The sequence below is a fragment of the Erythrobacter sp. R86502 genome (genome assembly GCF_042466465.1).
GTDB lineage: Bacteria > Pseudomonadota > Alphaproteobacteria > Sphingomonadales > Sphingomonadaceae > Erythrobacter.
In genome coordinates this window covers 1,166,582-1,180,836 of the sequence record NZ_JAXHCJ010000001.1, presented here as the reverse complement: position 1 = coordinate 1,180,836, position 14,255 = coordinate 1,166,582, and the positions used below count along the sequence as shown (strand labels likewise).

General features: G+C 57.5%; 11 protein-coding genes and 1 tRNA gene. 9 read left to right on the top strand and 3 right to left on the bottom strand.

Annotated features, from left to right (window positions below; translation table 11 throughout):
• The first annotated feature begins 1,076 nt into the window (after nucleotides 1-1,076).
• The 5 genes from SJY33_RS05655 to SJY33_RS05635 all read left to right on the top strand — a co-directional run bounded on the left by SJY33_RS05655 (nucleotide 1,077) and on the right by SJY33_RS05635 (nucleotide 5,176).
• Nucleotides 1,077-1,964 (top strand): exonuclease domain-containing protein, encoded by an 888-nt coding sequence (locus SJY33_RS05655; protein ID WP_379921623.1) that lies wholly within the window; start codon nucleotides 1,077-1,079, stop codon nucleotides 1,962-1,964.
• Between the two features lie 80 nt (nucleotides 1,965-2,044).
• Entirely contained in the window at nucleotides 2,045-2,929 is an 885-nt protein-coding gene (locus SJY33_RS05650; protein WP_379921622.1) for a hypothetical protein, read from the top strand.
• Nucleotides 2,930-3,031: 102 nt separating this feature from the next.
• Nucleotides 3,032-3,697 (top strand): hypothetical protein, encoded by a 666-nt coding sequence (locus tag SJY33_RS05645; RefSeq protein ID WP_379921621.1) that lies wholly within the window; start codon nucleotides 3,032-3,034, stop codon nucleotides 3,695-3,697.
• Nucleotides 3,698-3,708: 11 nt separating this feature from the next.
• Complete coding sequence (locus SJY33_RS05640; protein ID WP_379921619.1) at nucleotides 3,709-4,503, top strand: hypothetical protein; 795 nt, start codon at nucleotides 3,709-3,711, stop codon at nucleotides 4,501-4,503.
• Between the two features lie 82 nt (nucleotides 4,504-4,585).
• The gene (locus tag SJY33_RS05635) at nucleotides 4,586-5,176 is read left to right on the top strand and encodes a hypothetical protein (protein ID WP_379921618.1); all 591 of its coding nucleotides are present in this window, start codon (nucleotides 4,586-4,588) and stop codon (nucleotides 5,174-5,176) included.
• Nucleotides 5,177-5,887: 711 nt separating this feature from the next.
• On the opposite strand, the gene SJY33_RS05630 is transcribed toward SJY33_RS05635, so the two are convergent.
• Nucleotides 5,888-6,451, bottom strand: a complete 564-nt coding sequence (locus tag SJY33_RS05630; RefSeq protein ID WP_379921617.1) for a hypothetical protein — start codon at nucleotides 6,449-6,451, stop codon at nucleotides 5,888-5,890.
• Nucleotides 6,452-7,003: 552 nt separating this feature from the next.
• On the opposite strand from SJY33_RS05630, the gene SJY33_RS05625 reads away from it, so the two are divergent.
• Genes SJY33_RS05625 through SJY33_RS05610 form a run of 4 tightly spaced genes read left to right on the top strand, consistent with a single transcriptional unit; the run spans nucleotide 7,004 to nucleotide 11,448 of the window.
• Nucleotides 7,004-8,212 carry a nucleotidyltransferase gene (locus tag SJY33_RS05625; protein ID WP_379921616.1) on the top strand — a complete coding sequence of 403 codons (1,209 nt, stop codon included), beginning with the start codon at nucleotides 7,004-7,006 and terminating at the stop codon, nucleotides 8,210-8,212.
• Entirely contained in the window at nucleotides 8,209-9,927 is a 1,719-nt protein-coding gene (locus SJY33_RS05620; RefSeq protein ID WP_379921615.1) for a ThiF family adenylyltransferase, read from the top strand. Before SJY33_RS05625 ends, SJY33_RS05620 begins: the two co-directional genes overlap by 4 nt.
• Nucleotides 9,878-10,375: a Mov34/MPN/PAD-1 family protein gene (locus SJY33_RS05615; RefSeq protein WP_379921614.1), complete on the top strand. Its 498-nt coding sequence runs from the start codon at nucleotides 9,878-9,880 to the stop codon at nucleotides 10,373-10,375. The genes SJY33_RS05620 and SJY33_RS05615 overlap by 50 nt, the downstream gene beginning before the upstream one ends.
• A 2-nt stretch (nucleotides 10,376-10,377) precedes the next feature.
• Entirely contained in the window at nucleotides 10,378-11,448 is a 1,071-nt protein-coding gene (locus tag SJY33_RS05610) for an SAVED domain-containing protein (protein ID WP_379921613.1), read from the top strand.
• Between the two features lie 425 nt (nucleotides 11,449-11,873).
• Here the strand turns inward: SJY33_RS05610 and SJY33_RS05605 are convergent, their stop codons facing one another.
• Both SJY33_RS05605 and SJY33_RS05600 read right to left on the bottom strand, forming a co-directional pair.
• Entirely contained in the window at nucleotides 11,874-13,922 is a 2,049-nt protein-coding gene (locus SJY33_RS05605) for a hypothetical protein (protein ID WP_379921612.1), read from the bottom strand.
• A gap of 160 nt (nucleotides 13,923-14,082) precedes the next feature.
• Nucleotides 14,083-14,159: transfer RNA gene (locus SJY33_RS05600), tRNA-Pro, on the bottom strand.
• Nucleotides 14,160-14,255: the final 96 nt, after the last annotated feature.

The window sequence follows — 14,255 nt, the reverse complement described above, 5'->3', positions numbered from 1 at the left end:
CCGAGTTTTTTCCAAGCTCGTCGGGCCGACTTGCGAGGGTCTTTCATGGAGAGAATTATCGGTGCGAGCGATCCAATCCCGCCATCGACTATCGCATCCGCGAAGCTAAATTCCGTTCTGAAGTTGGTCATGAAGACAGATGGCAACAGCCATACATACCTTGCCTATCGCCCGAAATTTGGCACCCGAAGCCAAGATTTCCGCATAGGACCTCGCTTTCAGGGTGAAGATTTCACCTGTGGCAACAGCCATGCATACCTTGCCTATGGTTGGGGATTGACCGTTTTCCGCCATTTCTCCCATGTCCGCAGGCATACATACCTTGCCTATAGGTCGTTTTATGGCCGTTTTCTCTCAATGCCCTCGCATACCTTGCCTATAATGCACAATTAGGCACGAAAGCCATTTTTTGGTCCTTCATGTCCAAAGCCATGCATACCTTGCCTATTCTCTCGGCGGATCCGGGGGAAACCCCCGGATTTCCTAAGGAAACGAGCTCAGCCCGCTGCGTTTTCATCTGGCGTTTCAGCTTCATCAAGGCGGAACAGATGCGGAACATGGTGAAGTCGTTTCGAACCTTGCCTATGAGTTTGACGGCGGTAAGGGGGAAATCTGACCAACTCCCCTCTGACTTTATCGGCAAATCAATAAGACAGCCTGCTAAATTTTGAGGCGCAATACCTCAAAGTCCTTAGCAGTATCGGTTACACCTCACAGCAAAGGACTTTGTTGCGCCTTTCCGTCCGTTCCGGCCTCCAAGGGGTTGTTCGCTGCGCTCACACGTCACCCGTGCTTTGCCCGTGTTCCTCGCCGATCTCCCATACGGTCACCGGTATTTACCCTTTCGATGGCGCAGTTCCTGCTATCCATTCCATAGCGGACGAGCCATCGTCCTTGGGGCGGTGTGACGACACCTTGGGGTTTAGCGGACCCTGCCGCTGACAGCTGCGGGCTGATTGAAATTTCGAACACTTCAGAATGACCTGCCGGGTGAACCGGCAGGGTGGATGGAAAAGGGTGTGAAACACTCGGCATTCGCCTCGTCGGTTCGGATACGAACCGAAAGGCAAAATGATATGAATGTCGAACACCTGAATCCCGAACACGAGGACGTTGCACGGCGCCTCGAAACGGACCCGAATTACCGCGTGCTGCGGGCTGTTCCTCGGCCCTATTCGAATGCGCCGAAAGGCGCGCCACCCGACGCACGCTGTGTGGCGCTGATTGACCTCGAAACGACTGGCCTCGATCCCGACAACGATCGCATCATGGAACTTGCGATCATGCTCGTATGGGTCGGCGAGAATGGTGAGGTTCTCAACCACATCGCGCCCAAGGTCTGGCAGGAAGATCCGCATGTCGAGATCGACCCCCGGATCACTTGGATCACGTCTCTTGCGAACCATCACCTCGTTGGTCGGAAGATCCCCGACGAAGAGGTGCTCGCAATGCTGGACCGCGCGGACCTTCTGGTGGCGCATCATGCCGCGTTCGAAGTCAGCTGGCTGGAGCGCCGCTATCCGCAGATCAAAGGGGCCGCATGGGCATGCTCGATGAAGGACGTCGACTGGCTGCGCTCGGGGCTCGACGGACGCGCGCAGCAGTGGCTGCTGGCGCAAGAAGGATGGCACAGCAATGCGCATCGTGCTGGCGACGATGTCTGGTCGCTGTTCTGGCTTCTCCAGCAGCGCCGTGCGGGCTGGGGCAAGGATCCCGAACGCAGTCATCTCAAGCGTCTGCTCGAAGGTGCTGATCGCACCACCGTGCTGGTGCAGGCGACCCGCGCGCCGATCGGCAAGAAGGATGTTCTCAAAGCACGGCAGTATCGCTGGAATGCGATGCAACGAGTGTGGGAAAAGAACCTGGAAGAAAGTCTCGTCCCGCACAAGGAAGCCTGGTTCTACACCGAGGGTCTGCCGGCACCGACGCTCAGCACCATGACCGCACACCAGCGGCACCGCTGATCTCTTTCACTAGAACCAACACCCCATGAGCAAGGCCCGCCCACCGGCGGGCCTTGCTTTTTCAAACAAGGAATATCGCCATGACCAATCAATCAGACCGCATGGACAAGCTCGTGCAGGACCTTGAGCAGCAGGCTCGCAGTTTCGCAGCCCGGAATGGCAGCGAGGAGGGCAGGTCAACTCGCTCTCTCATCGTCGCCGATTTCGAGTTCCTTTGGGACCGATCACGACACCATGGATACAAGACCCAGGAGGGCAAAGATGCAGCGACAATCCGATGGCCATTCGACAGGATCGCGGCGTCGAGCTGGATTAGTCTCACCTTCCTGGCGGGCGAGATCAGTCCGCGGATTGAGGGGCCGTTCGTCCGGACGATGGAAGACTCAGCCGAGGTCGACATCGTCGAGAGCCTGTTCGATACGCTTCGCACCGATCCTTGTTCTGCATTCGTGACATGGGGAGGGGAGTTCCGCGACCTGCCCGTTCTGCGCCGTTGTGCGACAGAGCATGGGCTCATCCTGCCCGATCAGTTGCGCAACCTCTCGCCGCATGCAAGCGAACGCATTGATCTGTGTCGGACCGTGGCCGGCTTAGCGGATAACGCACACCTCGGTGAGTATGCTGCGGCACTCTCAATTCCAGCCAAGCCGATAGCTGCCAGTTCGGTCGGCAAACTTGTCGAGAGAGGCGAGTGGACACCCGTGCGAGAACAGTGCCTCGCGGATACGTTGGCGACCGCGCTTCTTGCGGTTCGTCACTGCGTCGCTCTGGGCCAGATTACCTGCGACCAGATGGCGACCGATCTCGCCATCGTCGAAGCGGCACATGCAGCGCAGCCGAACAGCGAGTTCGTGACCCGCACGCTCAAGCCCTGGGCACGCGCACGCCATGCGCGCAGCCGATTGAAAGGCGTGGTCTACCACGTCGATGGTTCATCTGACCGGGAAGGAGAGAGGGTCATGTAGACATCGCGCTTCCCGTTCGCCTCCTGCGGACACCTTCATACCCAGTCAACCTTTCAGGGCCGTCCACGATCATGTGGCGGCCCTTTTTTATGGAGAATACCAATGCCCAAGAAGAAGACCTCCAAGGCAATTGCGCCAACAAAATCGACTGCTCCAACGCTGCCGCAACGCTTTGCGATTGCCGATGCGGAAATTCGGCCCGAACAATTCTATCGCCTGCCCGAGCGGCAGCCGACGGAGCGGGGACCCTGGTCTGACGAACCTGGGAAAATCGCCTGGAAAGACCCCGAGAGCGGATTAGACTGCATCATTCTGCGGCAGGAGAATTCGACGCTGTCCGGCTACGTCTCAGTCGATCCTGATCACCCACTTCATGGCTACAATCATGATGCTCTTCCTCAGGCCGTGCGCAACGCTTCGCATGGCGGCATCGACTACGCCGAACCGTGCCGCCGGCACGGACCCGAGGCAGTCCGCGTGTGCCATATCCGGCCGACGGGAAATCCGAGCCACGCGCCAGGAAAAGCTGAGCATGACGACAAGTGGTGGTTCGGGTTCCGAACATCCCATCCGGGCGACCTCGTGCCGACCGGCATCAAGCCTGACCGCTATCGGGAGGAGGGTGAGACCTATCGGGACATGCACTACGTCTTCGCGGAAGTCCTCAATCTGGCGCGCGCGCTGAAAGCGTTCACGGATCGACCTGTCGAGGGAAGCAGCGAGCCGTTGCAGATCGGCTCTCGCGCCACTGATGAAGACCAGGCGTGATGGAGGCGAACATGGACAACCGTGCTTACCAGGACCGCCGGAATGCCAGCCTCCCCTGGGGCTACTGGCTTCACGTGGATCCGGGTCGGAATGACCTCATTGATGAAGACGGCAACCGCTGGGAGAGCTTGCGACATTGCCTCTGGAACGGGCGCCTCGGAATGCCAGGTAGCTATTCTGAACTCATCGATTCCCAGCTCGAATTCATGCTCGCGGTTTTGGCTGCGCATAGCCGGGAGCTTGTGCCGATCGAGGAGCGCGTTATCGATCTTTGCGAGAAATCGTGGACGCTGCGTGCCCATTATGAAAGCTGGCTCGAAGCCGTCGGGTTGCTCACCGAGCGTGGAGCCTATGGACTTACTTCCGAGGGCAGGGCGGTCCTGCTCATGCTAGCCTCGACCCGCTCCACCGAATATGCGGGACTTCCAATCGGCCTTGCCTCACTCGGCCTCACTCGCGGCCTTGATGGGGGTGCCACGCGCGAAGATCGCGAGCGCGTGCTTGCGGAGATCGAGGCCTGCACCACAGACCTGCCTTTCCGGTTCGTGCGCGATACACTGGAGGGCAGGGCGGCAATCAAGCTTCTCGGTGCCAGGATCGGGAGCAACATGCCACTCTCGCGGACGCTGTGGACGATCGAATTGCCCGACACCCATGCACGCGACCGGTTGTTCGCCTGGATAGCCCTACGAGTAGAGCGCTGGCAGGCGTGGGGTTCGCTCGCGAACGAGGAAGGCGCGCAGGCCCTGAGCGAACACTTTCTGCAGCTTGCTCTCGCTGATCAGCCGTCACAGCCTGACGGATAGCTGAGCGGCCCCCGCCGACCATTTCCGCACCGACTATTTTCTCCCGAGCGGGCGGCGCCATTGGCGACTGCCCGCTCGTGCATTGAGGATCACCAATATGAATAAACTCCCGCTGAGCATGCATGACCGGTTGATCGCGCTATCCATCCTGCCGCCACCCGCACCCGGACAGCCGCCAGCCCCGTTCGGTTTCGGCGCGCTGGTTGTCGAACAGACTCGTCGAGGTGAAGCGCGGTTCGAACTTCATGCTCATGGCTTTGGTGCGAATTATCGCTCGGAGGCCTTGCGCGAGCGGCTACAGCCCTTGTTTACGCCCGACACGATGACGCTCATCTTGGATCCCAATTGCGAGCATCGGCCTGTAGTCGGTCTGGATCGCAACCCTGATGCAGACCAGCTGGTCCAGCACGTGCCGAAATGCGGCCATCGGACCCATATCAGGGCATCTGCCGCCTATCACCTGCTGTGTCATGCAGCCGCCATGACGAACCTCCGGCTTCCTTCTCGAGATGCGTCGCCGCTCGCACGTATCCGTCAGCTCGGAGCTGAGGCGCAGGCGGCGTGGATCTGTTATCTGTTCTCACGGCGTGCTTCGACAGAGCGTGGGCGGCTGCTCGCCAGTTTCGAAGCCTGGCGATGTCTTCAAGAGGCCAGACGATCCGTGATGGCTTGATCCGGGCGGGGCGGCAGCGCTCCGCCCCTTTTTTTGGATCCGCACTCGGGCGCGGAGCGTGGTTCCTGCTAGAGAAACCAATGTAATCTCGATCCCCTAAAAAGAGCCGCGGCAGCGGCGCGCTATTTGAGGGACCTCTTCGCATTCGCGAACCCGGCCCGGGAAGGCGCCGCCCGGCAGGGCGGCCCTTCGCCGTGTGACACTCCGGGCACACGGCAGGGCGCAATAGCGACCTTTTTCAGAGTCTTTGGACAGACGACGATTTTGATAATCGTCGGGTGAAAGGAAAAAATCTCCAGACGCCGCCGGCGCAAAGGAATTCTCGAAATGAAAACCAGAAAATCACGAGCGCTTCGCAAGCTTGAGGTCATGTTGAATTCAAAAGTAGCGAAAGGAAAAGCCCGACGAATGACCCGTCGGGCGCGTCCGCCCTAGGCGGACGCCGCGGGCGCCTTCCGGCGCCATGGGGGACGCAGGCCTTTTTCTGCGTCCCCCACTGACGGCCAGCTTAGCTCGAAGAAGCAAACTTTTTCCTTCCCTTTAACTGTTTCTTAAATCCCGCAAGATTACGGCGAAGCCGCGGGGCCGGGGCCGGCCTCCGCCTTTTCCCCTCTACCCCCTAATTCAAAAAACCCTCCCTTCGTCGGGTTTTCGCGCGCGCAGGCGCGCGTAAGTAGCGGCGGAAGCCGCCCCTCACGCTTTTCATCCGTTTCAATCTACGGGGACGAACGCCCGCGGCAGGGTCTGGAAGTCGTAGATCACAGGCGTTTCGTCGATCCAGCTCGTGACCGGCATGCCCCGATCGGAATTGGCGACCCTTTTGCACAGGTCGCGATAAGCTAGGTCGAAGCCTTCATCGTGATAGGCGGACTCGCCGTCCCGGATTTGCATCCTCCCATTGGCATCTGCGATGATCTGCTTGCCGCCCGGGAAGACGAGGCGCGGCTGGGAGCGCGTGCTACCCTTCCAGATCGAGCCGCGTTCGTGGACGATGGTGTCCATCGAGCCATAGGTTTCGAAGTAGGTGAGTTCGAGGTAAAGCGGGTCGTCCGCCTGATCGTGGCTTATCTCGACATAGATCAGTTCCCAGTTCTGCTCGAAGGCATATTCGGCGAGGTCGTATCGCGCGGGGTCAGTTAGCTTTGGACCGCCCATGACGAGCGCTTCGAGGGCTTTTCCGCGCCTCGTCGCCCGTCCCGCAAACTCTGCTTCGATTGCTCGAAGGATTGCGTTCGCGCTGTGCAGATAGGGCGTTGTGTAAGTCAGGGTATGCATATTCGGTTTCCTTTCTTTGCGGCTTCGCCGCGCTGCGTGTTCGCGAAACACGAAGCTGGAGATTTTTCCTCACCACCTTCCTGGTTCACTGCTCACATCTACTTGAAAGAAAATCTGTTTTTGGCGGATGGCCGCTCAATCTTGTTGCTAGTTTGGCGGTGGCCCATTGCGGAATACGTGGCAACACACGGCCAGGATGTAGCGCTTGGCCTGCTAAGTTGGCTGACAACTACATTCGCCCGCCTCGCTGATGAAACGAACTACGAATCTATCTCGCGGCTCAAGGTGGTCAAGCTTGCGAGCCGACCACGCTGGTCACGCCTCCGTCGCACAAAACGACCGAGTCTGAAGAATGAGTTTTCGCAAAGTAAACGAGCAACCTTACCTTTGCTCATCTACTGTTCGGCTCATGCTAGATCCGGGAAAGGCGGGCAGCGGGCCACAAGCCGCCCGTCTCCTTCGTTATATCGGGTCGCGAATCAGCCTTTCACATCGAGCCCTATTGAAATTCTCAGTTTAAGGAACAAATGCGGAATAGAAGGGGGCGCACAGATGCCGACTAAATCCGCAGAAGAATTTCTTGCCGCCTTGGCTGACGAGTTGGCCATCAGTGATACCCGCTATGATCAGGCCTGCCGTAGTTACGAGTCACTGGGAGACTGGCTGCACCGGCCAGAATCGAGTGTTCGTCAATACGACCCGCAAGTCTATGTGCAAGGGTCATTCCGGCTTGGGACGGCCATCCGCCCTACCAATGAAGGTGAAGAATACGATGTTGATTCTGTGTGTGTTCTTCGGGAACTCGACACTGGCGACTTGAGCCAGTCAGAGCTGAAGACCCTCGTGGGGGACGAAATCAAAGCCTATCGTCGCGCGAAAGGTATCCAGAAGCCGGTTGATGAGGGCAACCGCTGTTGGGTGCTAACCTACGCAGATGAAGCCCAGTTCCACATGGACATCGTCCCTGCAATTCCGAATTCGGCTCAACAACGCGTCCTGCTCGAAGCCAGGGGATTCGATACGCGTTGGGCCGATTCCGCCATCGTAATTACGGATCGGCGCCTTCGGAATTACGAAGACGTGACCGTCGATTGGCCACGGTCGAATCCGAAGGGTTACGCTGAGTGGTTTCAAGAGCGGATGGGCTCAATCTTCGAAGAGCGCCGCCGAATGCTCGCCGAGACAACTCAAGCCAGCGTCGAGGAAATACCCACCTACAGGGTCAGGACCCCTCTTCAATCGGCCATCATGATACTCAAGCGCCATCGCGACGGCATGTTTGAAGGTCGCTATGATGATCGACCAATTTCGATCATCATTACGACGCTCGCTGCTCATTCATATGAGGGTGAAGCTAAGGTCGCTGATGCCCTCTATGCCATTTTGTCGAAAATGGATGATGATGATTTCATTGAAGACAACGGCGAAATACGGATAATTCGCAACCCTTCCGACCCGTTGGAGAATTTCGCGGACAAGTGGCCTCTACATCCAGAGAGAGAGGAAGCCTTCTTCGAGTGGCTCGACCAAGCGCGGCATGATTTTTCCCAGCTCGCCAAGCAAGTCGAACGAAGGCAGCTGGTTGAAAGCGTTAAGCCTCGGATCGGCATCGTGGCGAGCCGGGCTGCGGAAAGGATGGATACACCTAGCAGTATGTTGCGTCCCGCAGCGGCTGCGGCTGGCATCGGTGCTGCAGCATCAAGTGAGCCTGCATTTCCGAACACGCGACGTGAGCCTACCTCTCCGAAAGGTTTTGCTTGATCTGGTGGGCTGAGCAGCCTGGCCGGGCGCGCGACGAGCAGATCGCGATCGGTGAGCTGGCAGAACTCCACCCTTGGCTCACCGTTGTCGGAACTCGTCTGGACGAGAGGTTCTCGCTCGTATTCGATTTCGATCTCGAGATCGACGAGAAGGCAATCCCCTTAAGCCTGCATTATCCCGAACTCTTTCCAGACGCGGCCCCGTCGGTCTTCTCACGCGATGGGCAGCGGCTGTCGGGACATCAGTATGGTTCTCAAGGGGAGCTCTGCCTCGAGTATCGACCCGACAATTGGAGCCGAGACGTGACAGGGGCGATGATGATCGAAAGCGCGCATCGTCTTCTTTCATCTGAAAAGGAGACTGGCCGACCTGCTCCTTCGGATCATCACCTTTCCGTTGCCCAGAGTTTTCGTCATTCGGCGCTCCGCTTCTTTTATTCCGCAGATACTCTCGAAGGTCTTTCGAGGATCGGGCCGGCCAATTTTGCGGAAGCTGAAATTCATGAGCAGACAACCGCCAAAACCTTTGTCGCAGAGCTTTCCCAGATCGGTCCTAAGACTGCCCCAATCTGGGAGGCTGAAGCGAAAAGAGGGGGCGAGACGCGATCGCTCCCCGGCATAATATTACGCACAACTGAGAAGCTAAATCGCCCCTGCAAAGACCTGGCAGAGCTTCGCGCACTGCTTTGGTCAAATGGGCTCGGGAACCTCGCAACCGAGATCGCGAACGATTCCGAATTGAAGATTGTGGTTCTGTTTGATGGTGAACGGCCTCACGTGGTCATCGTATTTTCGAGCGACAAAGAGCGGAAGCTAATTGAATACGAAGCAATCTTCAGTGAGCCAGAACACGAGCGTCTCGACGCTGAATACCAAAGTCTGAAAGACGCGAAGGTGGCGATCGTTGGTTGTGGATCCGTGGGATCAAAGATCGCGGTTCAGCTCGCGCGCGCAGGGGTCACGACCTTCGTTTTGATCGATGGCGACATTCTTGCTTCTGGCAATCTCGTTCGCAACGAATTGGACTGGCGTTCGGTCGGGGTTCACAAGGCACCAGCTCTTAGTGCGCGCCTGAATGAAATCAACCCGCACTGTGTCGTTGACGCACGAACCAATCCGGTCGGGGCACAGGAAAGTGGCGTATCTGCATCGGCGACCATTGCGGCAATAAAGGCCTGCGACGTCATCGTCGATGCCACCGCCGAACCTAGTGTATTCAATTTCTGCGGCGCGATCGCTCGCAGGTTTGAAAAACCTCTATTTTGGGCTCAGGTCTTTGGAGGAGGGGCAGGGGGAATTGTTGCGAGACTTCGTCCGGGAGTTGAACCACCGCCCTTGGTCGCGCGACAACGCATTGAGAACTGGTATCGAGATCAAGGTGTCCCTTGGACAGACGACGGTCCGTCAAAGCCATATTCGGACCATGCAGACGATGGAACGCCCCTCGTGGCTGATGACGCCGATGTTACAGTCATAGCTTCCCACCTATCTCGTTTCATCATCGATTATTTGTCTCGTCCTGAAGCCTCGCAATTTCCATATTCGACCTACGTCATCGGCCTGAAGGAGAAATGGATTTTCTCCGCTCCCTTTGACGTTCGCCCTGTCGATCTAGGCGAAGGCGAGCGATGGGGTGAAAAGACGAATGCCGCTGATAAGGAGGCCCTTGAAGCTTTTCTTTCTGAACTTTTGGCGAGCGATAACGATGAAGGTTGAGATAGGTTCGTCCATCAGGGGGAAGCTGCGTAGTTCGCTGCGTCGCTCCGGAAGACGCGAGATTGGTGGAGTGATCATGGGCGAGCAACTCAGCCCTGGTCATTTCAGGATCGTAGATCTTACTGTCGATAATGAAACGGGCGGCCGAGCGCATTTCGTTCGTAGCCCTGAAATTCACTCACAAGCCCTACATGATTTTTTCGAACGAACGGGCAATGAATATGACCGGTTTAATTACTTGGGAGAATGGCACTCCCATCCAAGGTTCCCGGTGAATCCGAGCATTCAAGATGCCGGGTCGATGTTCGAACTTGTGCACGGAGAAAGACAGATTGATTTCGCGGTCTTATTGATCGTCCGGCTGGATTGGTGGTGGAAACTGAGCGCATCTTGCACTCTTTTCCAGCGCGGACGTGATGCAGCGCCGGTCGAAATCCAGAGGGTGTAATCTTGACCAAGTATTTTTTACGATCGCTGATCGACTGGCTATTCCGTCGCCGATCCATCGGGTTGAGGTTGACCAGAATTGGCGCTGGTCTCTTCGTTGTGGCCTTGGTCGGGCTCTCAGTCGGAATAACCGTTCCGACCAAAGACGGGCCCTTTATCTTCAGCTGGGACAGCTCAGGTGGAGCAGCCGTTCTTACTTGGGCCGTCTTTCTTATCGCTACAGCGCTTGTCGTTATCGGACTGGTCCTCATCGCGCGTGACGTCCGGCTGGAAAATCGCAAAAAAGTAATCGTGATTGAGGCTCGAGGCTTGCGAGAATGGGCCGGCGAGCCATTGGAGAACGCAATATCTCCTGCAGTGAAGGGGCGGCGTGACGCATTTACCGTCGACGTTCGGCAAGGGATCGTAGATGGGCAAATCGTAAGTCCGGCAAGGGCCCTCGAGAGATTGTCCGGGCTCCCTGATGACATCTCGCGCCGCGCAAGCGGCGTCGACCGATCTGACGTGACCTTCGCCTTGGGAGGATTGGCGCCGGTTCCCTTGCTGTTCTTGTTGGGTGTCATTGTGGATGACGAACACAAGACGATCCTGATGGACTGGGACCGCAAGTCGCAGATGTGGCGAACCTTGGATGATGAGGACGATGGGAAAAGGTTTGCGATTGCCGGCTTGAGTGGGATCCACAAAACGGATTCCCGCGCAGTTTTGGCCGTTTCCGCATCCTATGACGTTTTCGACGACGACATAAGGTTGGTGGAGCCGAGTGCACCAATCATCAGATTGGATTTGGCCGATCGATCGACCGCATCGCATTGGTCGGAAGAGAAGCAACAGGCCCTTGCCCAACAGTTCTTGGATACCACTATGGATCTCGGAAGGCGCGGCATCTCGGAGATTTCGCTATTTCTTGCAGCGCCAGCCAGCCTGTCCATTCGACTGGGCACAATCTACGATAAACGCAACCTGCCTAAATTGTTGGTCAATCAATATGAGAATGGTCACCCACTGAAATTTCCTTGGGCAGTAAACATGCCGGTCGCGGGGCGTTTCCGACCCGAGCTAATTCAACGCTAGGCTTAAGAATGTTTGCCTTGGCCCTATCTTCAAGCAGACGCCCTCGTTCCACTACGCCATGATGCCGAGTGGGACATGTTTCGCACGCAGTTCCAACGAAGTGTTCCCGCAAGTGATGAGTGTAGCGATCGACCACTTGCTACTGCCAGAGCTGCACGAAGCCTTCAAAGCCCTGAGGCAGGCGCTCGGATCGCCGGTTGCCGAAGTCCGGTGAAGGCAAATCGATTAGCCATGGTAACGAGCGAAACCGAGCTATGCGCTTGGACGAATAGCTGTTCAAACTGGCTCTGCGTTCGAGGGTCGCAGGGCATAAAGACCCGTCATCGCCAATCAGCAATGAATAGAAGAACGGTGGCTTGTAGGATTAGCAGGCGAACTACTGAACGACCGAGATGGGGGCGCGTAGCAGCCGCGCCTCCCATTGCTCATCCTAACTTCTTCGGTCGGCCGCGGGGCTTGCCGAATTTCTGATATTCCTGAGGCCTCAGGTTAAGCGGTCGCCTCGGGATTTCAGGTAACAGATCTGCGAGCACTTCGACCAGTTCGACGAGCTCATGGGGTTCGAAGTCATTGTCGTAGTGTCTACCCTCCGTATCGCCTGGCTTGTGACCGCCAAGGCCTTGACGATGTTCCTTGTCGAATACTTTCAGCTTGGTCTCGCTCTCCTTGGCGCGAAGAACATTGAAACCCAGCGTGCGTATAGACGGGACGTCGACGTCCTTGCGGGCCCGCTTTCTGGAAGTGCCATTCGGAAACACCAGTTTGCGCAGGGGACCGAAAAGGTCCTTGTAGAAGCACTTGTCGGAATCCATCGTCGGGTGCACGAACTCGGGAAAGAGAGCACGATGGCCGGCCTCCTTCATTGCTGTCACATAGTCACCAAAGCCAAGCTCAAGCAGCTTCCGGGCGATCGGGACCCTTCGAGTTGATGAGACGGTCTTGATGCGCCGCAGGCAGTTTTCCCGGATGTGGAGGTGAGGAACCTCATCATCGAGGACAACGTCGGAGACGGAAAGGCCTGCAATTTCGTCGGACCGCGCGAGCGTGGAGACAACCAGCGGCAGCACCCAGTAACTGCCGTCATGGATTACTTCATCGCCCGGTTCGAACCGCTGCCACAAACCGGCGCATCCATACCAGACGGGGGTTTCAAGCATTTTCCGCAATTCGTCGGGATGCCAGGGCAGCCGCCCGGCGTTTCGCTTCTGGTTGTTCTTGACCGACTGGCGCTCGCCCTGTTTCTTTGGCTGGACAAGCGTCTTACGAACCGCTGTGAAATTCAGACCCTTGGGAGCAAGATCCGGATCATGGCCCTCAAGGTGCGTGATCAGCGCACTGATCCACGTCATGTGCTTGCGTTGCGTGACGAGCGACAGGCCTACGTAAGGAAGCCCTTCGGCATCGGCGGCGGAGGGATCTTCATCCCATTTTCTTCGCAGGGCATCGCCGCGTTCGAGCGCTTCCTCGATTGTTTCCCTGACTTCCATGCCGTTTTCATCGTTCCGCGCCCGCCCGTAAACGACAGGAAGACGGGGAAAGAGGTCCTTCATGTCGATGAGATGCTTCTGGGTAATGGCATTGACGGGGATGTCTCCGTTCGCCGCGATGAAGATCCTGACCGCACCTTCGATATCGCGCTTGCGTCCCTTGTCCCACGCCCCGTCCGTGATCTTCTTCCGCAAAGCCTCCTGAGCGTAGACAGAAAGCGGTGGAGCTACGAATGGCGGAGAACCCTCATTTGTAGCTGCGGGTGCCTCATCCAGCGCTTCATTCGCGGGATGAACTGGAGCGGGAACATTGGGCACTGCTTCGGAATGAGCAAGCCGTTCCAGATGTTTCGGCAACGGCCAGACATCGCCTTCCGGCAACGGCGATCCCAGCTCCTTGCAGGCCTCGATATTGGCATTCCGATATGCCGTAGCTGCGATCCGCGCACACGCGGCAAGGTTTTTCTCGCTCGGCCCGATACCCTGAGCACGCAGATCATCGGCGAGTTGTCCGGGCGAAATTGGGCGTTGGTGTCTATGACGGCTTGCTATGGCGGCAAGTGCATCAGCATCGTTCTTGCCAAGACCACGCCCGACGAGTTCCTGATGGCTTTCCATGCTTGCATCGGCCAGCTGCGGTTCGGTGGCCAGCAGCGAGAAGTAACGGGCGTAGTGGCGATTGAAGGCCAGATGATCATCGACACGTCCCGGTTCCTGGAACTGGGACAGGATGATCCGGTCGAGCTCACGCTCGAAGGCCTGCTTGTAGAGCGCGGGCATGTCGTCCGCCTTCAAGCTGCGTCTCAGTAACGGCCTCTGTTCCATGATTGCGTCCTTCGCCAGATCGAGTTCGGCTGCACGCGATCGGGCCTGCTGGGGGCTCGCCGTGCGCAGCGATATCCTCACAATTGTAGTATGGGATGGAACAGAAGAGAAACGCAGGCGGGATTTCCACCAGAAGACGGGGCCGCGACGATAGAGAGCCATGCCATGTGAACCCTGGCTGCGAGGAGCGGGGCGGGGCACAGCGCGGACACAATCTGTGGCACAATTTGTGGCACAATCGGCGCAATAAATTCCCGACCGATTTCCTCGGTTGAAGGAAAACGGCGGAATTCTGCGGCTTAATGTCGGAAACGACGAAAATTGGTCGGGGAGAGAGGATTCGAACCTCCGGCCCCTGCCTCCCGAAGACAGTGCTCTACCAGGCTGAGCTACTCCCCGACCGTGTCGGCTCCGCTGGGTCAAAAGCCCCTGCGGATCGAGGCAAGGCGCGCCCTATAGGTGTGGATGACGAGGGTGGCAAGCGGGCAATTGCGG